Here is a 23,542-nt window from a genome sequence, read left to right as displayed (position 1 = left end):
AAGTGTTGATTCCCCATCATAAGATAGACGGCAAATTCAGGATCTTTATTCGTTGTATAAAAATATTTACATTTGACATAATGATCCTGTGATGGATTAAGATCAGCGTAAAATGTTTTTGGATAAGCAGGAATGTTACAATGAGCACACACAACGAGAGGGTTTACAGAATGTCATTTGCCGGAGTTTATCCGCACTACATAGCGAAGGCTGAGAAGAAAGGCCGCACCAAAGAAGAGGTAGATACTATTATTTACTGGCTAACCGGTTACAACGCAAAAACATTGCAAAAGCAAATCGATGCCAAGGTAGATTTCGAGACCTTCTTTAATCAAGCACCCGCACTTAATCCCAATGTTTCAAAAATTACAGGGGTTATTTGCGGGTACCGTGTAGAAGATATAGAAGATGCACTTGTACAAAAGGTACGGTATCTGGACAAACTGATTGATGAATTGGCCAAGGGGAAGGTGATGGAGAAAATTTTGAGAAAATAATTTTTTCTATCCCAACGGCACATGCTGCATTAATATGATCTCATAGGAATTAATAATCTCGTGCCTTATCAAATAACAAAACTAAATTAACCATTACAGAAAATAAAGCATGACTAGTCATGCTTTAAATAAATGTTAAAGGTTGTGCCTTCGCCAAGGATACTTTCTACTTCAATCTTACCACCTTGGTTAGTGACCATTTTGTCTACAATGAAAAGACCAACACCGGTTCCTTCTATTTGCGGTTTCAGTCTTTCAAAAATGGAAAAGATGTCCTTTTGTTTTTCTGCCTCAATACCAATACCATTATCTTTGATGGACAGCAAGGTATACGCTTCACGTACCTCCGTTTTGACCAGGATCTCTGGTGTTTTGTTGTTGGCTGTAAACTTTATGGCATTACTTAGCAGATTGTAGAGGATGCTTCGCATGTTTTTTTTCGAGAATAATAAAACAGGTACTTGCAGGTTGGTGGTAATCTTGGCATGCGATTGGAAAATCTGATTCTTTAAAGTGAACTTTACTTCTTCCAAAATCTGCGCTATGTTTATCATTTCAGGTCGGTCTTTGGAATCAACCCCAACCTTAACCATTTCTGTGAGCTCATTGATGATGGTGACCATGGATTGTGCAGACCGCTGCATAGTATCCAGTAATTCAGCGATTTCACGATCGTCTTTTTTGGTCAGGGCCGTCTTTAACAAGTCAATCAATAAAACCATATTGGTTATCGGACCACGAAAGTCGTGAGAGACAGAATAGATAAACGTTTCATGATCGGCATTTATTTTTTCAATAACTTCTTTATCTGAAATGCGTTCGGTGATGTCAATGAAAGTGATTACAGCACCATTGGTGATGTTTTGCTTCTTGATAATGTAGGGTAGGAGGTTCATTTGAAACCAACGTTTATCATTGGTTTGTATTTCTTTTTCTATGTCTTCATTGCTTGCAATCACCTGTTGAATAGATTCAATAAGTCCAGGTAAATTAGCGAGCGAAGGAATATCATGTGTAGATTTTCCGATATCCTCAGCTGTTAATTTGAAATGCATATTGGCTGGTGGGCTGAATTTCCTCAGCACCAGGTCGGCATCGATAAATAATTGCGGTATAATGGTATTTCGGAAGTAATTCTCAAGCTCTTCATTAAGTTCAAGAAGCTTTTTAATTTCTTTCAGTTCAGTTACTACTTCTTTGTCCATAGATGGTGTTGGTACATAACTTAAACCATTATCATACCGAATTGCAAAAGAAGCAATTGGCTATGTATTTCAAAAAGAAATTTTTATAACGCTGTAAAGTGTAGAATAATCTCTACAGTGAAGCGCACTGATGTCCAGCAAGCGTATATCAACCCAATGGGTGAGCGCTTGATCAAAAGAGGAATTAGGCATTCTTATATTTGGTAATATCCAATGCCACCCCCATGTAGTTTCCGTTTGGCAACATAGAGTTAGCCCAGCTTAACCAGACTGTTCTGCCATCTTTGGTAATAACTTTTGTTTCAATAGAAACAATTTCTTTCGGGAGAATATTGGGATAATTCAAAATGTACTCACGGTTTATCCAGCTATTGCGCAAGTTCAGATAACTCCACCAACCATCTTTTACAAGATCTTTTGGATCGTAGCCAAGTAGTTGATGAACAGAAGGGCTTATAAAAACAATTTCTCCGGCTTTGTTAGCAACAATTGACAGTACATTAAGCTTTTCAAGATTGGCATGTGTATTCTGAACACTGGTGATCAGATTAAGTCTGACTGATATTACAATTCCAAAGGCACCCAATGCAATAATTAAATTCAGCAAAGCCATCATACTTCCACTATCAAGCGTATAACTCATGTAAGCGAAAAAGGAAGACACTAAAATAACCAGTGACTGTATAGCGTAATAAAATAAACTATTAAGCACGATCGTACTTACACCGACTACCAGAATAAGGATGATTACAGTATTTGGGTTAAAATGATTGATCAATACAAAAGCAATCAGGTAAATGAGTGTGAGCAAGTAAAGAAAAAATGAAAAGTATACAACCACAACACCGCGTTTATGGCGTATGTAAGTAGTTATAAAAAACACACAACCCAATCCGGTAATTGTCCAGCGCAGCACATTGATATCTGCCAGCTCGGGCATAAAATGATTGTACAAGAGCTTAATAACTACGGAGCTGATGGTAAACAAAGCGATGACTAACCGGACAGAAGTAATGGATTGTCGTAAAAGAACTTTCGTAGCGAAAGAACTGCTATGCGATGGGCTCATAAGTAATATGGTGTTGAATTGGGGGCTTGCGGTGGGCTATAGACAAAAGTGTTTACTCAAATATAGAAAATAAACTTAATCAACGTATGCGGTTCTTTTTTAATAATAACAAGGGACATAGCTTGCCAAGAAGACGCTTGTGAATTCATGCTATAAGCCTATGACCTGATTTAAACCCAAGGCTAGCCACCAATGCAGGCACTTTTATATTTATGCTGTAAAAGGCTTACACTATATTGCATCCGACTAATATTGCATACTATGCTTTGGGGATTTCTTCTTGTTTTTGCCGCAGTTATTATCTACAAGTTTTACCACCAGCAGAAGGCAGACGAAAAATTTATAGAATTCCCGCCTTCGTGGAAATCTGTGCTCGATCAGAAGGTGCTCTTCTATCATAACCTGGCTGCCATCGATAAAAAACGCTTCGAACATGACATCAGCCGCTTTTTAAAAAATGTCCGTATCACGGGTGTAAATACCGAAGTGACGCTGGAAGACAAATTACTGGTGGCCAGTAGTGCTGCCATTCCTGTCTTTGGTTTTCCACAATGGGATTATACTTTTCTGGATGAAGTATTGCTTTATCCTGCATCTTTTGATAGTGACTATACGATCAACAGTAAGGCAGAAACCATCACCGGTATGGTAGGGAGTGGTGGTGCCATGGAAGGCAAAATGATTTTATCGCTTCCCGCATTGCGGCAAGGTTTTGCCAATGACAGTGATAAACAGAATGTGGGCATCCATGAGTTTGTGCATTTACTGGATAAAGAAGATGGAAGTATTGATGGTATTCCGGCCACACTGGCCCATAAGAAATTTAGCTTACCCTGGTTGCGCCTGATCCGCGAAAAGACTGAAGCCATATATGGAGGGGAGAAGGATATCAATCCTTATGCGGCCACGCATGAACGTGAATTTTTAGCCGTACTTGGGGAATATTTTTTTGAACGCCCTCATTTATTGCAGGAAAAGCACCCCGACTTATATGCCTTGCTGGCAAAAGCCTTTAATCAGGACATCGCAAATACCTACACCATAAAATCCTTGCCTAAAAAGGAAATTCAACGCAATGATTTATGCCCTTGTGGAAGTGGATTAAAATTTAAGAAGTGTTGCCTTAACAAGTAGTGACCAAGGCAGTCGCTTGAGAAATTAATTCACTTTATTACCATCATCAAACTTTTCCTGCTTCTCAAAATGCCCTAGAACTGTATACCTTAATTTTAAGGTATCGCACTGGAAATTATACCTTAAGTGAGGTATTAAAACGTAAAAGGAATTGTAAAATGCAAAACTTCCAGCTTAAAAGTTTGGAGTAATGCAAACAAATTTCTTAAATTCATTTCAGTAAAAAAACGTTGTGCAGGTAATGATGGTTGATCCCATGACAATCCTTGAAGATTTCAGTTCGCTGAGAACAAGCAAAAGCGTATAGCAAGTCAGTTGCGTTTTATTGCCTTGATCAAAGCCACAAGTACTCGAATTTTACTGCACGATTAAAACAATAACGTTCTGTTCCCGGCAGGTTCTGGATGCATGATTTCAGTAATTGTTTTTTTTTACATGGCTTTAGTTCAGTAGCATAATTAAAGGTGATGAAAACACTCAATACCCTGTCTGGCTCAAGAACATCTTTTTTGAGGGCACTCCTTCCTTTACAATTTTATAAAAGTCTTCGATCATAATCGTCCGCTCACTATGAAACGCATTATTACTTGTAGCGATGGTACCTGGAATCAACCCAATAAAACAGCAGGTGGAAAACCTATTCGTACCAACGTGCAGAAAACCTTTGATTACATCTTGTCGCGAGATGCTGCAGGTATTACACAGATTAAGTACTACGATGCAGGTGTCGGTTCCGAGGGCAGTATAGTGAGTCGTTTACTGCATGGTGCTACCGGAAAAGGCATCGATCAAAACATCATTGATATTTACCAGTTCATCGTGTGGAATTATGAGCAAGGTGAAGATTTTCAGGATGAGATCTATCTTTTCGGTTTCAGTCGTGGCGCTTACACAGCCCGTAGCCTGGGCGGACTCATTCGTAAATGTGGTATTTTAAAAAAGTCTAACCTCAACCTGATTGCAGAAGCCTATGCACTTTACAGAGATCATAAGGCAGGTCCTGAATCTGAAAAAGCGAAAAAATTCAGACAGGAAAATAGCTACGATGTTTCCAGCATCAAATTTATTGGGGTGTGGGATACAGTAGGTGCATTGGGTATACCCCTGAATGCTTTGCAGTGGTATAATAAAATGAAATATGCTTTTTACGATACCACCTTAAGCAGCATTATCGAAAATGCTTACCATGCCGTTGCTGTAGATGAGCAACGCGCTAACTTCAAACCAACCTTGTGGCAGAAGAGTACCAATACCACCAACCGCAATTTTGAGCAAGTACTGGAACAAAAATGGTTTGCCGGTGTACACTCCAATGTAGGTGGTGGATATGCAGATGAGGGGTTAGCAGATATTGCCCTCTTGTGGATGTTGGAAAAAGCCAGCAATACGGGCCTTGCTTTCGACCGTCAAATGATTGCACAAGATGTGAAACCAGATGTAACAGCCACCTTATACAATTCGCGAAAGGGAATTTTTTCGCTAACGCCCGGAGCGCCACGCAGCATTAGCGATGGCACTATTCACGAGACGGTATGGGAGCGTATCAACAAAATAAAAGACTATCAACCCCTGAATGTAAAGCGTACCTGAGTCTTATGTGAAATTATGTAACAGCCAATGAATCCTCTATGAAAGCCACCAGTATTCCCACACACGAACAATCCTTCATCACAACCGGCATTGATGCACAAGGAAAAAAATTTAAACTCAAGCTCAATACGCTTGCAATTCCAGGCAGTACAGATACTATAAAAATAGTAAACTGTGTGCGGGAGAATAAAGATGATTCATTTTATATAAAAGAGAAATTTCCGAAAGAACGTATTGTCCTTCATTTTACTGCAGGGTATTTAAAAGGGGATATCTCCAAACTTACCGAACCTGGCAATGATGTATCGGTTGCTTATGTGATTGGGCGTGGTGGTGCTATCTATCAACTTTGGGACGATGCATACTGGTCGTACCACCTGGGTAAGGGTGCATCTGGGGGTAATACAGAAATGAGCAAACGATCCATTGGTATTGAGCTAAGCAATATTGCCTGGTTAAAAAAAATCGGAAACAACTTAGTTACTTCTTATAATGACAAGGACGTGTATTGTAGCCTTGACGAAAGCACCTACTACACAAAACTGACAAAACCTTATCGAGAACAACGTTATTATGCCACCTTCACTGAGGCACAGTATAACAGCTTATCTAAATTATTACGCTTGTTATTAGCCAAGTACCCTTCAATTGAAGCTGCCTTTTTGCCGGAGCCTTTACGCTATGAGTACATAGCGAAACCGGAAAAATATAAGTGCATTATGAGTCATGTTAATTTCCGTGCTTCTGGTAAATGGGATATCGGGCCGGCTTTCCGCTGGGATAAAGTGATTTTAAAATAACAAAGGATTAGAATGGATTAATTGCAAAATCCAAGGAACAATATAAAATATCTAAACCAAACACTTATGAAAAATATTTTTTACGTACTCATACTTTTACCGCTCTTCGCTATAGGGCAGGTGGAAAGTCCTCCGACATTAGCACTCGGTGTAGCCGGAGTAGTTGGCGAAAAGGGAAGTATAGACATTGATGTACTTGCCCAACTCATTAGCGAAAAGCAAGGCGAGCTGAAAAAAGAGTTTATAAAGAAAACGATTTTCCGAGATCTGGAGGGCCAGAGTTATGTTGTCTGGGAATACGTTCATAATTCACTGGATATTTTACTTGAGAGTGAAAGTAAGGAAGCGATTAAAAAAAATCTACTGGAGCATACTGCCAACCTTGCTTTAGTGTATGGCTTTTCTGAGTTATACCTGCAGTTATCTTCACGAATGTGCAATAGCGATTTACATAATTTATTGAAAGTCTTTGACAATGATTATAACACAAAAAATGAATTTGGATGTCCTGCTGTTTCTGGTACTACGCAATTAACAATTAAGTTGCAAGACTTGAAGAACTATAAGCACAGTGACATTACCTTCAGCTCTTTTTTTCTGGATATGGTTTACGAAATACTGCGTAATGATAAATCCGTCAATGAACTTGGGTTTCTGTCCAGGGCTCTCCCATTAAATAACAGTTACTATCAAGCGCATAGTGCCTACTTTAAGATTCGTAAAATATTTCCTACTGAAACGGATAGCTTTTATAAAAGAATGAAGGGAGAAGTGGAAATACTCTTAAAAAATTATCAGTTGGTTCGTAAATGGAGTGACAATAGCACCAGTTTAAATAGCCTAGTCTCTTTATTTGAAGAAAAACAAGGTGCTTTGATGGAGCAAAAAAATGTGAGGTCTCCAGAAATCTTATATCAGCGCTTATTGGGCGAAACAGTTGATATTTATAAGGATCTTCAATCTAAGAATGCTCCATTCAGGGTATCTGATGTTCCTTCGGGGGGAAATGTGGCAATCGCTTATGCTGAAACGAATAACAGCAAAGAACTGTCCGAGAGTATTGAAAAAAACCTGGCTGCTTTTAAACGTTTTTCGGGGAGAGGTACAGCATTTGATCAGGACGACTTGTTTTATCTTGAAAAGAGCATTCGGCCATTGTTAATCCGTCTGGTGTCTGAAAATGGTTTGAATCCCAAGTACCTTCAAACTGCTGATGACCTGGAGATAATGATTACCAATGTCTTACTTCAAAAACTACAGCGTCTGCTGAGTGAATCATCATTTGGCAACCTGGCAGCGGTTAATATTAGTGAATTCAGTGAACTAATGGATTTCATTACTCACCTGGACGAACTTGACAAAGTTGAAACATATCAGTTTGTTTTTAATGTGCTCAAAGAGGCCAGTGAAATCTTTCAAGATAAGAAACTGGGTTTTTACCTGAAAAGTATTCTGGAAAATGTAGATAAATATACCATTATCAATAGCCAGGATAATAAGGTAGAAATTGCCGTTGAAGATATCATTACACGGATCTATGAAAAGTATGCCAACCGTCAATCAAGCATATTTAGTTTATATTTCTCGATTGGGGCTAATCAGTCAATTCAATCTAATTTTTCAGTTAGGGCGCTTCTTCCTGATTCAACCGGATTTAGAACAGACTCTATTAAATCCATAGCCTTTGCATCAGAAAAAATCGGTCTTAAAGTTAAACTTGTCGATTTTAAATGGAGAAGGTCCTTCGAGTATGGCGAAACGTTTCATTCCAGATTAACCGGAAAACCAACGACAGTTTCATCCTTTAAGTCGAAGGAGCCCTTGTTGTCTGATATTTATTTCCTGGCCTATGGTTCAGGTATTTTATATAAGATTGCCGATCTCACTTCGGATAAACAATTTCAGGATCCGATTGCAGGTTTGGGTTTGGGCTTTGCCTTTTTTAACTCACTTGATTTAAATATAGGTTACAACTGGCCACTACAGGCAAACAATAGTTTCTTTGAAAACTTTGATAAAAAGAACATCTGGACAGTATCATTTGAGGTGAAAATATCAGAGTATCTCACTGCGTTAGGGAAAAAGAGAAAATCGGTCAAGTAGATTGTAGTTTATGAATCAATAAATCTATGGCTAAGTTAAACGACTACTCCGGATTCAATCAGATTTTTCGCGACTCAGCGCTAGGTATTGCCTTGAGTGCTGGGGGATTAAGTACCCTGCTTCCTAATATATTGGAAGCCATCAGCGAAACACGTGACATGGCTACATTCAACGCCTTGAACTTTTTTTCAGTCATTTATTTTATCGTACCTGTTCTTTTATACACCACTTACTGGCTTGTATGGGGTTTTGGCAAGTACCTGGTAGCAAAATTGCCCCCGCATGTATTGACTGATTATGAAAAGAAAAGCGCTGTATTTAAAAACTATAAGATTCGGGTATTAATCTTCTGCAGTCTTAAAATAATCCCCATCTTTTTTTTCATAAGCTATCTTGGATCCTTGTCATCGCTCTCCTTCATGCTTATTTGCGGTTACTATGGTGTGCTCTCTGTAGCACAATTGGATTTTGTAACGCGACACATTCGTCATGTAAGTTCTTTTTTTCCAGACGAGGAACGAAAAAAGCAAAGTAAACTACGGGCACGAGCCTTCCGACTCAACGTTCTCATTTTTACGCTAGACATTTTTATAGGTTTGGCCTTGGCTGTATTTAATGAGCCTTGGATTGTTTATCAAAGTTCTTTTTATGTGTATTTCGCCAGTGTTATTGCAGTGTATTCCATTATGGCACTCAGCCTCCATTGGGCAATAAACAAAGCAGTCGGTATCTCTTACGACCTGATAATTGTTTGGCTGTTAATTGTATGCCTCGGACTTTGTATCCCTGCCGTTAATTTACAGGCGAAATCAGTGATTTCAGCCATCGTATTTACTATTGTGGTTACTTATATGATTTTGTTTGCCTGGCCGCTTAAATCGTTGACAGACTACTTCAAGGTATTATTTCCAACCATCATTTTTGTACTTATTTATTTTTCAATAACCTCAGGTTATGAACGCATTAACCGTAGCTATTTAAATAACCGTATGGATGCTGCGAATGAAATGCCAACTGATAAAATATTTCCATTTTATTTCTTTAAGAATAACCCAGGAATTTCAAGAGATTCTGCGCTTACCCTTGCCCTGCAGGTTGATAGTCTGAATCATCGCTCTTTTAAAGGACCTCAAAACGAAGAAAGACTGCTTGGTACTATCAAAAGAAATGACTTCAATGTGAGAGCTATATATTATGGAACCTATGATACATTGCTTAAATCTCCCAATAAAAGTGTTTATAAATATTTTAAGCAACATGAAATTGATAGTGTATACGACAGTCTGGTTGTTCAACTACACAAACATGTTTTTCCAGTTTACTTTGGTTCCTGCAAAGCAGACCCATTGATGGATAAAAACTATGAGTTACGTGAATATGGACATCCGATTGATTTTTATTCAAGATTTCTGGATGATGAGAAAAACCAACGCGATACCATGCGTGAAATTATCATCCTGCTGGAGCAGATAAAGATGTACCGTCACGTGTTTGCCCAGATTGGCGATAGCGCAAAAAGTAGGCTGGTGAAGCGTGACTATGATGTGTTACTCGCGAAGTATGAACGTAAACTTAACGTGGTTCAGGATATAAGAAGCTTTACAGATGAATTGAAACCGGATGCCAAGCGACTGGTTCCAATATTAGTTGGTCCCAAGATTAAAAACCCGCTCCGTAAGGAAGCAATCAGGGATGATTCCTTAAGTATTAGGTCGATGCTTGTACTGGCTAACGAGTTGCTGGCATTGCAGGAGCAGCGTTATGAAAGAGTATACAAAGGAGCGCAAAAGGTTTACAGGAGTTATTTGGTGGACTCACAGCGAATAGGTGTTTATATTTTCCTTACCACACTTATTATTCTGGCACTTGCCTGGTGGTTTAATAGCCGCGATGAAGACCTCGATATGCCTGCTGAAAAAGAAGACTCCTTTGGTGTGCGGCAGATCTTTTTTATACAAACACTTTCTATTTTCATTTTATTAGTTCCGTTGGCGAGACCGATTAAACCAGAAAATATTAATCCGGAAAAACCTTATTGGATGATGACCCTTCAAAACTGGCATGCACCAACATTTACGGCATCCCATTCTTATAAACATCCCCCCAGCGCGGCCATTTCAGTTTCGACACCTATGTTGAATTTGTTGGGTGAAATTCGGGATGAACTGCAGGGAACAAACCAAAGAATTGACAGCGTTTATCTTGACATACGTCAGCTGGAAAATTATGATGAGGTGGAAGGTTTGAAAATACAAAAACTTAAAAAACAATGATCAGGAAAATTTTACTTCTTCTTGTGTTGAGCGTTGTGAATGTGTGCTATGCTCAGAAAAAGGCACAATGCGATATGGTCATATCCATAAGCATGGAAAGAAATCTGATGCTGGGAGATAGCATTGATTTTTGGATAGAAACATTGGATGTGATTGAACATGATATTTCAAAAAACCGCTTTAAAAGTAAGAAAAAACTTCAATCACTCCGCCATTTGATCAGGTCATTGGAACTTGTAAGGGATTCGACCGTCTGTAACCCGCAAGAGGGTAAACTTGCAAGTTTGGAAAAATTTCTTGTGCAGAGCCCAGAAGTTTTAAACGATATCAATAGTGGTTTAGCGTTAACTAGTCTTACGCTGCCTCAGCTAAATTCAAAACATGCTCAATTTATAAAAGCAATCGTTGCAAGAAATGAACAACTTCAAAATATACAAATGGATATACTTCGGGATATTACAAATGTTAACCTCAAAACAAAGGAAAATCTGGAATCACTCATGCAGTGTTTTATCATCAATCAAAATAGATTGTTTGAGGCTGAACGAGATTGGCAATATCAACAGAGAATGCAAGAATGCAAGAACAAATTGTACCTGAATAAGCATCAGGTAAAACATGCAATCGATGAAATTAAGTTAAATTATTCAAAAGCGTATCGGAGGTCATTAAATTAGAAGATGTATGAATCAATTCCGTGATATACTTATTGTACTAAGGCCTTTATGGTTTATCGGTCTTCTCCAGATTCTTTTTGGTGTAACAATCATTATCATGCCACAAGGTCAGGATATGATGTTGAACATGATAGAGGATTTCTTAAATAACGAATATTGGTCATTCCTGTATCTTACCATAGCAATCTATTTTTGGTCAATTACCTCTGAGTTTGGCAGTCGCTTTTTATTATACATCTCCGACATCTCTTCCCATCACCTTTCACCTTTGCGTGTACAGAAGCGCAAGCACATTCAGCGTACTTTTAATCGCTATGTCATTTTTCTACCCATGCTGTTCACGACCATCGGCTTTATAAAAGTCTTTAGTATCAACTTCCGTAATCATGACTATTACATCATGACATTCGGTATCATTATGGCTGTACTGGGACTGATAACGCTTACACTATTTCTGATCTACATACGTGATGGTAAACTTCGGCAAAAATTTTATGTACTTTCATTTCCGGCAGCGACCAGAAGAGAGGCCATCAGTGCATTGGGTAAACTCACCGGGATTTTGCAGGAAAAGGTTATTACTTCATTTGAGCTTAAACAAGTGGGCAATGAAAAAATCTGTAAAGAGAACAAAAAGCTGGTAAAGCCAGATCCAGCGCTTTTTCAACCACTCTTTAAAAGATTCTGGATTCTGTTTACAATAGCCATTTTGTTCATACTTCTGTTTTGCATAGCACCTGTTCCTTTCTACGCCCACGTGGGGGCGCTTGCAATCATATCCTTGGCCTTTGGATGTTGGATCACTGTATATTTTGCTTTGGAGTTACTAGACAAGACACAACCTTTTTTAGTAAAACTGCCCTGGAAAGCAGTAGTACTTTCATGGATTATTCTGGTATCCATTATAAACCAGGATCATAGGATTACTGAGCACGAGGTAAAAAACACAGCGCTATTGGACCGACTTTCATTGGAAGAACATTTTATACGATGGACTACTGAACATCAAATGGACACCCTAAATACTTTTTCACCAGTATTTGTCGTGGCTGAGGGGGGCGCTTTGCGTACGGGGGCGTTTACTTCCATTTTACTTTCGACATTGGCAGATAGCCTTGACAGTGTCAAGCGTAATAGCATACAAGACCGATTATTCTCTTTCAGTTCTGTTTCCGGTGGAACAATAGGTGCAAATTTTTTCCACACCTTGCTTTATCACGATAATACAATGAATTTTAGTGAGAAGTCAACGGAATTCTTCTCACACGACTTTCTTTCTGCTACTACAGGTACACTGGTGTTTGGTGAAATTGTAAACATGGTTATACCAGTGAAAATTAAAAAGTTTGATCGTGCCTATGCACTGGAAAGAAGTTGGGAGCGAGCCTTATCAGGTAAAACAGAAATAAACACACTTGCAATGCCCTTCGAAAAAGTAGTGGGTGATGCTTCCCCTGCAATTTTTATTCACAGCACGGAAGTTGAAACCGGCAGGCGCAGCATCTATAGCAATGTACAAATCGACAGTGGATTTGATCATGCAGTGGATTTATATGCAGGTATAAGCAAACCAATACCCTATAGTGCCGCCATGGGTGTAAGTGCACGCTTCCCCATTATTTCGCCTGCCGCTGCCGCTGTCATTAACAATTGTATGGTTATGCATTATGTAGACGGGGGCTATTATGAAAATTTAGGCGCGACTACCACCCGTGAAGTTATTTTACGATTAAAGAAACGATATAAGGATAAATTCTCACCACGCGTATTGGTGTTGAGTTTTGGTGAAAGCAGCACACCAGCAGGTGGCTACAATGCCTTTGATGATGTTACTTCGATCCTTTCTGGTATTTATAATGTGAGAGGGGCGCATACTACCCACAGTAATTTACTGTTGAGAAAGGAATTGCCAGAAGGCAATTTTGTGCAAATTGACTTGTCCGCTACAACAGAACAGGTGCCACTCAATTGGATATTATCCGAAAATGCGGTTAATACTATTCAGCAGATTTGTCAGACTGAAATCAAAAAGCATAAGCAACTGTTAGAATGGTTTCAACACGACTAATATTAGCAGGCATATCATTTTTCTAATTTATGGCTAACAAGTTGAGTAAAGATTTCATTGTTTTAAACACACAAAAGAAGTTCTTAAAAGAACATTGTCAATATCATTGAAGAGTCAGCCTCCCCTGATATGCTTTCAAAAGTAAATCAGCTAATCCTTTTTTGGTTACGGGCTTGGGGTTTGCATAGGGTTTAGCCATGACAATCTCAATTGTCTTCTCAATGTCTGGTTGTTTAAAACCAATGGCAGCTAGAGAAGTAGGTGCATTCATGTTTTTTGCCAGTGTAAGCAATGCAGCAGGTGGATATGTATGCTCTAAAGCCACAATGAAGTCTTGTTGTATTTCCGTGGATAAAGCATCCCATTGGTAATCCAATACAAAAGCCTGTAATACAGTGTGAACTGAGGCATGATCTAAGGAAAAGGATCCACCCAAGACGTGCGCCAACTTATGGTGCAGGGACATGGAAACTTCGCACAAACCTTTGCCTGCCAGAAAGGAACCATATTGTAATAATTGATTTGCTTCTTTTGTTAGGGCCTTGTGTTTAGCCAGAAGTACCATACCTGCACGCAACTTCTTTATACCGTCTAATGAATTATTGTAGGTGATGGGGTTAGAATCATGACCATATAACGCTTCCATTAAATGCGCCATCGCATTCATGGCACTGGTGGCAGCTAAGGGCATCGGCATGCCGGCTGTCATGGCAGGATCATAAATAACAAACTCAGGTAAAACACGCATATCTCGCCCGGTTGTTTTTCCTTCAGTTGTAGTAGTACCCCATATATTTGTCATTTCTGAACCAGCGTAGGTACTTGGTACAGCAATGATATCATGATTTGAAATTAAGGCGAGTGCCTTTGCTAAACCGATAGCAGAACCACCACCAATCGCCACCAATACATCGGTCTGTGCTTGCTGTTGTTTTAGTTTTGCTTCTTCCACTAAGGTAAGCGGTACATGCTGTATCACTTTATTAAAATGAAAAACCTTATCAGCACTCGTCTTCTCCTTAATGAAATTCACATATAGTTGCTGTCGGTCTGCAGCAATCACAAAGGCCTTCTTATACGAAGCTAAAAGAGGAATGATTTTGTCGAAACTCTTCTCACCAAAAAATATCTTGGAAGGAAAGGAAGTGTATTCAAAAGAATGGATAGTCATAAGTTAATAAGGGCTTGTTCGATTTTTTCCACTTTATCTTTCAGGGCACTTAAATATTTCTTCACTAAGTCCTCCAATGTTACGCGGCTGGCGTGACCGCTTATATTAATGGCGGCAATCACTTTACCTTTTTTATCACGTATAGGGCAGGCAATGGAACGTACACCAATTTCCAATTCCTGATCGGAGATGGCCCAACCTTGTTTACGCACAACATCAAGGTGTTGAATAAAAGCATTCTTGGATAGTGTAAAAGGCGTGAGCTCTTCAAATTTCATTTGACCAATGAGTTTAGTGGCCTCCATCGGATCCAGACTTGCCAGTAATACTTTGCCCATAGAGGTGGCGTGGGCTGGCAGACGTGTGCCAATGCCTAATGAGATGGTCATGATTCGTTTTGTATGCACGCGCGCGATGTAGACAATATCACTTTGATCAAGTACAGACATGGAGCAAGACTCATTAATTTCTTTTGCCAGCTCCTGCATATACGGATGCGCTAGTTCGCGAAAGGGGAGTCCAGACAAATAAGAATAGCCAAGGCTCAACACCTTGGGAGATAGAGAAAATAATTTGCCATCTAAAGAAGTGACATAGCCCAGGTGTTGAAGGGTTAGTAAAATTCGCCTTGCGTTGGCGCGTGTCAAGTCAACCTTCTTGGCAACGTCACTCAAGGTCATCTGTTCATGATCCATGTCAAAGGCATTTATCACATTCAACCCTTTTTCAAGTGACTGTACAAAATCAGATTTCTTGATCTCTTTATTCATAAATTGTTTTTAAACACGTTCAATAATGGTGGCGTAACCTTGACCTAAGCCTACACACATTGTACAAAGCGCATATCTAGCATTACTTTGCTGTAATTCAATGGCTGCGCTGTATAAAATTCGTGCGCCAGACATACCGAGGGGATGCCCTAAGGCAATAGCTCCGCCATTAGGATTGATACGTGCATCATCATCTGCTAAGTTCCATGAACGAATGCAAGCAAGACTTTGTGCAGCGAAAGCCTCATTTAATTCGATGACATCCATATCACTCATTTTCAGTCCGGCTTTAGCCAAAGCTTTATTCGAAGCCTCAACAGGGCCAATACCCATGATACGCGGTTCTACACCCACCACTTGTGAACTTACAATCCTGGCCAAAGGTTTTAATCCGTATTGCTTTACGGCCTCTTCCGAGGCGATAAGTAAGGTGCAGGCACCATCGTTTAAACCAGAAGCATTGCCTGCAGTAACAGAGCCATTTTCACGGAAGGCAGGCTTTAAATTTGCCAGCACTTCTATGGTAGTATCCGCTTTAATAAATTCATCCTCTGAAAATAGTATTGGATTGCCTTTGCGTTGTGGAATCTCCACAGGCGTAATTTCCATCGCCAATCGTTTTCGACTTCTTGCGCGTGCTGCTTTTTGCTGACTCTTCAAAGCAAATAAATCCTGATCTTTCCTGGAGATACGATGTAAGTCCGCGAGATTCTCAGCTGTTTCACCCATGGCCTCAGTACCATACATCTTCTTCATCTTGGGATTAATAAAGCGCCACCCAAAACTACTGTCATACAATTGCGCATCATTTCCATAAGGTGAAGATGTTTTCGACAATACAAAAGGGCTTCGCGTCATATGCTCCACACCACCGGCAATAAAGATATCGCCATCACTTGCTTTAATGGCGCGGTTGGCCTGCATGACAGCCGACATCCCTGAGGCACAAAGTCGGTTTATAGTCTCTCCGGGTACAGAAACGGGCAAGCCAGCCAGGAGTGAGGCCATGCGTGCTACATTTCTATTGTCTTCTCCCGCCTGATTATGGCAACCTAAAATAACATCATCAATCAAAGCAGGATCAAAATCGCCCAACTTATTCATTAATGCCTTAATGGTGAGGGCTGCCAGGTCATCGGCACGCACTTCAGACAAGCCGCCTTTAAATTTGGCAATGGGTGTGCGAGTACCTTCTACAATATATGCTTGTTTCATGTGGGCTTATTTTTTTGCTAAGGTAAAATCATATTGCACTTCATAAAAAGGCGAAGTCACTTTCCATTTCGCTGCTTGGTCAGCATCGGTGTTTTTTACAAAGGGAATGACAAGTGAATCCTTCACGCCAAATACAGCGTCTGATTCCAGATACTCATCACCTTCAACAAATAAATGAGTGATAATGTCCTGATAGCCTTCCGCTTTAATCCAAAAGTGAATATGTGCTGGTCGCATAGCATGGCGACCTGATGCTCTCAGCAAGTCACCCACAGGACCATCCGTTGGCACAGGATAAGCCGCAGGCTTAATGGTACGAAACCAGAATTCACCCTGCGCATTAGTCGTGAAAATTCCGCGCAAATTCATTTGAGGTTGATTGACATCCTGCACATCGTAGTAACCAATATCATCCGATTGCCAAACATCTAGTGTTGCATTCGCTATAGGCTTTCCATCAGATGTTAACACACGACCACGCACTACTGTAGCCTCACCGCGTTCAGCCTCACTGCCACGGGCAATGTTTTCACCTGCTTCATAGTGTTGTGCTGCTGCATGGAAAGGTCCCTTTACGGTTGTTTCTGTTATGCTTGATTTGGATCGGTGATTGATAGCATCCACCAGCATAGAAACACCCAATACATCCGAAAAAAGGATAAACTCCTGCCTTTTATCATCGCACTTTTGTCCGGTTTTCGTCAGAAATTCAATAGCACTGAGCCACTCTTTTTCTGTTGGTTCCACATCCTTAATAAAGGCATGGAGATGTTTTACAAGTTTGGTCAAAACCTCCTGATTTCTGGAATTTTCGGCCTTTATACGGCTAATCACTAAGTCGGTAAGGGCGTTTTCTATTGAATTTTGCATGGTCTTAACGAAATTATATGTTCTAATATCAAACAAAAGTACGGTAAAATAGTTTTTGCACTATATTTCACCGAAACAAATACTGTCCCATGCACAAATTCGAAACAGACGTTCTGATAGTAGGAAGTGGACCCGCGGGTTCTGCTGCTGCAGCCTTATTAAGTGCCTATGGTGTAAAAAATGTAGTGGTTACGAAGTATAACTGGATGGCCAACACCCCTCGTGCGCACATCACCAATCAACGCGCCATGGAAGTTTTTCGTGACCTTGGTATTGAGGAAGATGTGATACAAAAAGCAGTACCTCAAGAGTGGATGGGTAATAATGTTTTTTGTACCAGTCTAGCTGGAGAAGAACTTGGACGTTTGTATTCATGGGGCACACATCCCAACCGATTAGCCGATTATACTTTAGCCAGCCCAACGAAGATGTGTGACATTCCTCAAAATTTATTAGAACCCATCCTTGCTCATGCTGGTGCCAGTAAAGGCTCGCGCTATCGCTTCGATACTGAATACTTAGGATTAGAACAAGACAAGGATGGTGTTACGGCTACTGTACGCGACAGACTTTCTGATGAAGTCTATACTATCCGTGCTAAGTATCTACTCGGTGCAGATGGAGGAAATAGTCAGGTAGCGAAAGACATTAATCTACCCTTTGAAGGCCAGATGGGTGTGGGCGGCAGCATGAACATTGTGTGCGAAATGGATTTAACAAAATATGTTGCGCATCGTCCAAGTGTTTTGTATTGGGTATTGCAACCTGGTTCTAATGTGGGCGGCATCGGCATGGGCCTGGTGCGCATGGTGCGTCCGTGGAATGAATGGTTAATTGTTTGGGGTTACGATATTAATGATGGTCCTCCTAAAGTCACGGATGAATTAGCAAAGGATATTGTCTTAAAACTGGTTGGAGATCCTAACATCCCTATTAAAATTAAATCAACTTCTACGTGGACAGTTAATCACTGTTATGCTACACAGGTTTCAAAAGGCAGAGTGTTTTGTATGGGTGATGCCATTCACCGTCATCCCCCTTCCAACGGTTTAGGTTCTAATACCTCTATACAAGATGCCTTTAACCTTGCCTGGAAGCTGGCCATGGTGGTAAAAGGACAAGCAGGTGAAGATTTGTTGAAATCGTATAATGAAGAAAGAGCTCCTATTGCCAAACAAATTGTTGAGCGTGCGAATAAAAGCATTACTGAGTTTGGTCCTATTTTTCAATCACTCGGTTTAACCGATACCTCTGATCCTGTGGTGATGCGTGCGAACATGGAGAAGATGAAAGATAATAATCCTGAAGCTGAGGTACAGCGTGAAAAATTGCGACAGGCTATTCTATTTAAATCATACGAATTCAATTGCCATGGCGTTGAAATGAATCAACGCTACACTTCTCGTGCAGTAAAGTCGGATGGCACTATCGAGCCTGCTTACAAACGCGATAAGGAATTGTATTATGAAGCAACAACATGGCCAGGTGCTCGCTTACCTCATGTTTGGATTGGCAATGATAATGGCCACAGGATATCTACACTAGACCTGGCTGGCAAAGGTGTGTTCACCTTGTTTACGGGTATAGGAGGAGAGCCTTGGATGAAAGCAGCACAAGACTTATCCGAGCGACTGAATATCCCTATCCGCCTTGTTCAAATCGGACCGGGCAAAAAATATACTGACTTATATGGTGAGTGGGCTGCCATTCGTGAAATAAAAGATGCTGGTTGCTTATTGGTGCGACCAGATTTTCATGTGGCCTTCCGCGCTAAAGAAAAAGCAAGCGATCCTATAACTGAACTTACAGCAGCCCTGACTCAGATGCTCGCACTGAAGGTTAATTAAATACTTTAAGAGAAGATATACTTATCAAATTCTATATGAAGCAAGTTCCCATCATTACGTTGGAAGAAGCAGCACAAAAGGTAAAAAGCGGAGACACATTATTATGTGGTGGCTTCGGCATGACAGGCAATCCCGTTCATTTATTGGATGCACTCGCAAAAACGGATACAAAACAACTTACTTTCATTGGCAACAATGTGGGCGAGCCAGGTTTGGGTGGCGGCAAACTCTTGCGCAATAGTCAGATCAAAAAAATGATCGGCTCGTATTTCACCAGTAATCCCGATGCTGTCAAGGCTGCACAAGGTGGGGAAGTAGAATATGAAATACTTCCTCAAGGCACATTGGGTGAAGCCATTCGCTGTGGGGGTATGGGTATTGGTGGATTTTTTACACCAACTTCAGCAGGCACCATTTTAGCACAAGGCAGAGAGTCGCGCGTCTTAAACGGATTTGAACAAGTTTTTATTCCTGGTATACGCGGCAATGTATCTTTTATACGCGCCTGGAAAGCTGATACTGCGGGTAACTTAACCTATCGCTTAACAGAGCAAAACTTTAATCCTGCGATGGCCACAGCATCAGACCTGGTGATTGCTGAGGTAGAGGAGATAGTACCTGTAGGGCAACTCGATCCGAATCATATACATACACAAGGTTGCTTTATTGATTTTTTGGTTGAAGCCAAATTGCAAGAAAGTGACCTTGGATCATCTGCATCGGTAAAAGGCAGCTTAAAGAAAGTAGACGAAGCGCGTTTGCACATGGCGAAGCGCGCACTGCAAGAATTGAAAAAAGGAAACATTGTCAACTTAGGCATTGGTATACCTACTTTAGTCGCTGATCTGATCAAACCGGAAGACGGAATTATTCTGCATACTGAAAATGGTATGCTGGGCGTTGGTCCTGAACCTGCAGATGGAAGCGGGGCCATGCATTATCCGGTTAATGCCGGAAAAATTCCGGTAACCGCTTTACCGGGAGCAAGCTATTTCGATACTACCACATCTTTTGGAATGATTCGCGGCAAACATGTAGATGTAGCCATTATGGGTGGTTTGCAAGTAGATGAAAAGGGCAACCTCGCCAATTGGGCTGTACCGGGTAAACCGTTATTGGGTGTTGGTGGTGCTATGGACCTGGCCAGTGGCGCAAAGAAATTAATCATTACTATGAATCACAACGAGAAAGATGGCGGTGCAAAAATTGTTAAAAGCTGCAGCCTGCCTGTTACCGCCTTTGATGCTGTTGATATGGTCATCACTGAGTTAGCTGTATTTGAGTTTATACATAAAAAATTAGTGCTGACTGAATTGATGCCGGGAGCTGATCTGGAAACAGTAAGAAAGCTAACAGAAGCACAGTTTGACGTTTCGCCTTCGCTCGCACCAAGCAAGTAAGACCTTTCATCATCTGAAATATTAATAAATAACTAAAACCAAAATCTAAATTTTCTATGAGACCACAAGATTACATCACAGGCTTGCATCACCTTACGGTTTGCGTAGGTGGTGCTCAGGAAGACATCGACTTTGTTACCAAGGTCATGGGCATGCGCATGATCAAACAAACTGTTTTATTCGATGGTGGGGCAAGTATTTATCACTTGTATTATGCGAATGCCGATGCTGAAGTAGGTTCTGTGTACACTACCTTTCCCTTTAAAAAAGCTGGTGTAACCGGTAAGCGTGGTTCAGGTCAGGTTGAAGTATCAGGTTTTTCTGTGCACAGCGATGCGCTGCCTTTTTGGAAAAAGCACCTGGATAAATACGGTGTTAAAAACTCCGGGATACAAGAACGTTTCGGTCAGAAATATATCGATTTTGTAGATCCTTCAGGTATAGGGATTGGAGTTTATGGTTGCGATAACGATTCACGCAGAGCCTGGAAGACCGATGAAGTTTCTGCAGACAATGGAATTCGCGGTATTCATGGTGCAGTACTTTCCTGCCGCGAAGTGGAGATGATGGATATTTACCTGACACAAGTGCTGAGCTTTAAAAAAGTAGGGCAGGAGGGCGATTATCACCGCTACCATATTAAGGATGGTGGACCAAGAAGAGTAATTGAATTGCATCATAATAAAGACTTACCTCAAGGCTCATGGACTTTCGGTATAGGTATCCCACATCACATTGCCTTCGCCACCGGAAATGATCAGGAGAGTGCAGACTTGAAAGCCTATATTGAAGGAGCAGGTTACACTGATGTTTCAGATATCAAGGATAGAAATTATTTTCATTCCATTTATACCCGTACACCGAGTGGTGTATTGTTTGAGTTTGCTACTTCTGATATTGGCTTTGCGGTAGATGAACCTGCGGATTCTTTAGGACATCAGTTACTTTTACCACCTTTCTTCGAAAACAGGAGGGCAGAAATTATTGCACCACTGGAGCCAATCAAGGTGCCATCCTATTTGAAAAATTAATTATTCAATATTGTAGAACAAACACTTTACTATACTTTAACTATCTTCTTCATTAGTTTGGAGAAGGTAGTTAAATTTTCCTTTCACACATGTTTTGCTTTCCAGCTTCATCATCCCATAGACATAGCGTTGCAGAATGGAAAGAATACTTCAATGCTGCTTCAGGGTAACGACTTACATGATCAATGTTGTCATCTGGTGTTTAACCGTGTCGGCTGTCATCATTAAAATAGTATGGCAGGGCTGATTACACTATCTTTGCCCCATGCAGCATGACCTCAATACACTTTATAAGGATTTCTTAGCTAATTTGTCCATACCAGCGTTTAATCCTATGCAGGTTGAGCTAATAGAAAAGGCAGCCCCCCCGGGTGCCAATCTTATGTTGCTAGCGCCTACAGGTTCTGGAAAAACCCTGGCTTTTCTGATGGCTGTAATCCACAAGCTCTCGGCTAAGGATAAATTAGCGCAAGCCATTATTGTTGCACCCTCACGCGAACTGGCGCTACAGATTGAACAGGTTTTCAGAACAATGAAAACCTCTTATAAAGTCACCTGTTGCTATGGAGGTCATGATTTTCAGGTTGAACAAAATAGCCTGAGCGAAGCACCGGCAGTAATTATTGCCACACCGGGCAGGCTTGCCGATCACATCGACCGTAAGTCTTTTGATGCCTCAGGTGTCAGGATTGTAGTACTGGACGAATTTGATAAATCCTTGCAGATGGGTTTTCATGATCAGTTAGAAATACTCTTCGAGGCTTTGAATAAACGTCAGCAACATATACTTACCTCTGCCACTAACCAGGGGGTATTGCCAGACTTTCTTCCCTTCAAGCGAATTGACACACTTGATTATCTGACTTCTGTTCCCGATCCAAAGCTTGAACTAAAAGTACTCCACACCAATAGCACCGATAAAGTTGATGCGCTGATGAAACTCGTGGCCAGCTTTAATCAGGAAGTGTGTCTTGTTTTTTGCAACCATCGGGAAGCTGTGGAGAGAATCAGTATGTTGTTTAAGAGCAAGAATTTTGAACATGGTACCTTTCATGGCGCGATGGAGCAGATTGATCGGGAAAAAAACCTGATCCGCTTCCGGGGTGGAGCTCACAATGTTTTAATATCCACTGATTTGGCTTCACGTGGCTTGGATATTCCAGACATTAAACACGTTGTTCATTATCAATTACCTCCTAAAGAAGATGCATTTATACATCGCAATGGCAGAACGGCTCGCATGCATGCGCACGGTGAAGCCTATCTGATTCTTGCCGATGATGAAATACTACCTGAATACATTACGCAAAAGATTGAAACCCTACCGGTACCGAAAACATTAAAACTGCCACCACCACCTGCCTATGCGTGTTTATACATCAGTGCTGGTAAAAAAGATAAAGTGAGTAAGGGCGACATCGTTGGATTTTTAACAAAGAAAGGCGGTCTTACCGGAGACGATATCGGTCTTATCATGCCACTGGACTATGCTTCTTATGTATCCATTAAGCGTCCCCTGGTAAAAAAGGTGTTGGAGGCCATACAAAACGAGAAGTTGAAAAACATTAAAGTGAAGGTTGAAGTAGCAAATTGATTTTAAAAGCTTCTCTCAAGTAGTCTGCTGGATTTTCTGGAAGCTATTTGAAGCCAACCTTAGGTGTTAGATAAATGCTGGTTTTAGTACGCGAAACCAGTGAGCTGAGCTCCATCACTTACATTGAAACCGTGGTGTAATCTTTTTACAAATCCGTTTACATCATTTTACACTTGAAATGGCAGTTTGATTCCCAGTCCCTCTAGTTTTGATGTATTCTTTCACTAA

At 40.6% G+C, this 23,542-nt stretch carries 18 protein-coding genes; 12 read left to right on the top strand and 6 right to left on the bottom strand.

Annotated elements, in window-relative coordinates; genetic code table 11:
• Window positions 1–140: 140 nt before the first annotated feature.
• Entirely contained in the window at window positions 141–497 is a 357-nt protein-coding gene (locus tag ACO1XM_RS04625; RefSeq protein ID WP_486226299.1) for a DUF2200 domain-containing protein, read from the top strand.
• Between the two features lie 113 nt (window positions 498–610).
• Here ACO1XM_RS04625 and ACO1XM_RS04620 read toward each other — a convergent pair whose 3' ends face one another.
• Both ACO1XM_RS04620 and ACO1XM_RS04615 read right to left on the bottom strand, forming a co-directional pair.
• Window positions 611–1,702, bottom strand: coding sequence for a PAS domain-containing protein (locus ACO1XM_RS04620; protein ID WP_486226297.1), 1,092 nt, complete (start codon window positions 1,700–1,702; stop codon window positions 611–613).
• Between the two features lie 184 nt (window positions 1,703–1,886).
• Window positions 1,887–2,771 (bottom strand): PAS domain S-box protein, encoded by an 885-nt coding sequence (locus ACO1XM_RS04615; protein WP_486226295.1) that lies wholly within the window; start codon window positions 2,769–2,771, stop codon window positions 1,887–1,889.
• 261 nt (window positions 2,772–3,032) lie between these two features.
• On the opposite strand from ACO1XM_RS04615, the gene ACO1XM_RS04610 reads away from it, so the two are divergent.
• From ACO1XM_RS04610 to ACO1XM_RS04580, 7 genes are all read left to right on the top strand, one after another.
• Window positions 3,033–3,905 (top strand): M90 family metallopeptidase, encoded by an 873-nt coding sequence (locus ACO1XM_RS04610; RefSeq protein ID WP_486226293.1) that lies wholly within the window; start codon window positions 3,033–3,035, stop codon window positions 3,903–3,905.
• A gap of 570 nt (window positions 3,906–4,475) precedes the next feature.
• Entirely contained in the window at window positions 4,476–5,495 is a 1,020-nt protein-coding gene (locus tag ACO1XM_RS04605; protein ID WP_486226291.1) for a DUF2235 domain-containing protein, read from the top strand.
• 38 nt (window positions 5,496–5,533) lie between these two features.
• The gene (locus tag ACO1XM_RS04600; protein ID WP_486226289.1) at window positions 5,534–6,295 is read left to right on the top strand and encodes an N-acetylmuramoyl-L-alanine amidase; all 762 of its coding nucleotides are present in this window, start codon (window positions 5,534–5,536) and stop codon (window positions 6,293–6,295) included.
• 66 nt (window positions 6,296–6,361) lie between these two features.
• Window positions 6,362–8,398: a hypothetical protein gene (locus ACO1XM_RS04595; RefSeq protein WP_486226288.1), complete on the top strand. Its 2,037-nt coding sequence runs from the start codon at window positions 6,362–6,364 to the stop codon at window positions 8,396–8,398.
• Window positions 8,399–8,424: 26 nt separating this feature from the next.
• Complete coding sequence (locus tag ACO1XM_RS04590) at window positions 8,425–10,671, top strand: hypothetical protein (RefSeq protein WP_486226286.1); 2,247 nt, start codon at window positions 8,425–8,427, stop codon at window positions 10,669–10,671.
• Window positions 10,672–10,763: 92 nt separating this feature from the next.
• Window positions 10,764–11,348 carry a hypothetical protein gene (locus ACO1XM_RS04585; protein ID WP_486226284.1) on the top strand — a complete coding sequence of 195 codons (585 nt, stop codon included), beginning with the start codon at window positions 10,764–10,766 and terminating at the stop codon, window positions 11,346–11,348.
• A 7-nt stretch (window positions 11,349–11,355) separates the two neighbouring features.
• Window positions 11,356–13,416, top strand: coding sequence for a patatin-like phospholipase domain-containing protein (locus ACO1XM_RS04580; protein ID WP_486226282.1), 2,061 nt, complete (start codon window positions 11,356–11,358; stop codon window positions 13,414–13,416).
• A gap of 103 nt (window positions 13,417–13,519) precedes the next feature.
• Here the strand turns inward: ACO1XM_RS04580 and ACO1XM_RS04575 are convergent, their stop codons facing one another.
• Genes ACO1XM_RS04575 through ACO1XM_RS04560 form a run of 4 tightly spaced genes read right to left on the bottom strand, consistent with a single transcriptional unit; the run spans window position 13,520 to window position 17,442 of the window.
• Window positions 13,520–14,587: a maleylacetate reductase gene (locus ACO1XM_RS04575; RefSeq protein ID WP_486226280.1), complete on the bottom strand. Its 1,068-nt coding sequence runs from the start codon at window positions 14,585–14,587 to the stop codon at window positions 13,520–13,522.
• On the bottom strand, window positions 14,584–15,357 hold the full coding sequence (locus tag ACO1XM_RS04570) for an IclR family transcriptional regulator (RefSeq protein ID WP_486226278.1): 774 nt from the start codon (window positions 15,355–15,357) through the stop codon (window positions 14,584–14,586). The genes ACO1XM_RS04575 and ACO1XM_RS04570 overlap by 4 nt, the downstream gene beginning before the upstream one ends.
• Before the next feature lie 9 nt (window positions 15,358–15,366).
• Complete coding sequence (gene pcaF / locus ACO1XM_RS04565; protein WP_486226276.1) at window positions 15,367–16,572, bottom strand: 3-oxoadipyl-CoA thiolase; 1,206 nt, start codon at window positions 16,570–16,572, stop codon at window positions 15,367–15,369.
• A 6-nt stretch (window positions 16,573–16,578) separates the two neighbouring features.
• On the bottom strand, window positions 16,579–17,442 hold the full coding sequence (locus ACO1XM_RS04560; protein WP_486226274.1) for an intradiol ring-cleavage dioxygenase: 864 nt from the start codon (window positions 17,440–17,442) through the stop codon (window positions 16,579–16,581).
• 89 nt (window positions 17,443–17,531) lie between these two features.
• Between ACO1XM_RS04560 and ACO1XM_RS04555 the strand changes: the two genes are divergently transcribed.
• The 4 genes from ACO1XM_RS04555 (at window position 17,532) to ACO1XM_RS04540 (ending at window position 23,314) form a co-directional block, all read left to right on the top strand.
• Entirely contained in the window at window positions 17,532–19,289 is a 1,758-nt protein-coding gene (locus ACO1XM_RS04555) for an FAD-dependent oxidoreductase (protein WP_486226272.1), read from the top strand.
• A 35-nt stretch (window positions 19,290–19,324) separates the two neighbouring features.
• Entirely contained in the window at window positions 19,325–20,689 is a 1,365-nt protein-coding gene (locus tag ACO1XM_RS04550) for a 3-oxoacid CoA-transferase (RefSeq protein ID WP_486226270.1), read from the top strand.
• 56 nt (window positions 20,690–20,745) lie between these two features.
• Window positions 20,746–21,720, top strand: a complete 975-nt coding sequence (locus ACO1XM_RS04545) for a ring-cleaving dioxygenase (protein ID WP_486226268.1) — start codon at window positions 20,746–20,748, stop codon at window positions 21,718–21,720.
• A gap of 265 nt (window positions 21,721–21,985) precedes the next feature.
• On the top strand, window positions 21,986–23,314 hold the full coding sequence (locus ACO1XM_RS04540; RefSeq protein WP_486226266.1) for a DEAD/DEAH box helicase: 1,329 nt from the start codon (window positions 21,986–21,988) through the stop codon (window positions 23,312–23,314).
• The last annotated feature ends 228 nt before the right edge of the window (window positions 23,315–23,542 follow it).

It is taken from the genome of Chryseotalea sp. (genome assembly GCF_057350905.1).
This window is presented reverse-complemented; position numbering and strand designations above follow the sequence as displayed.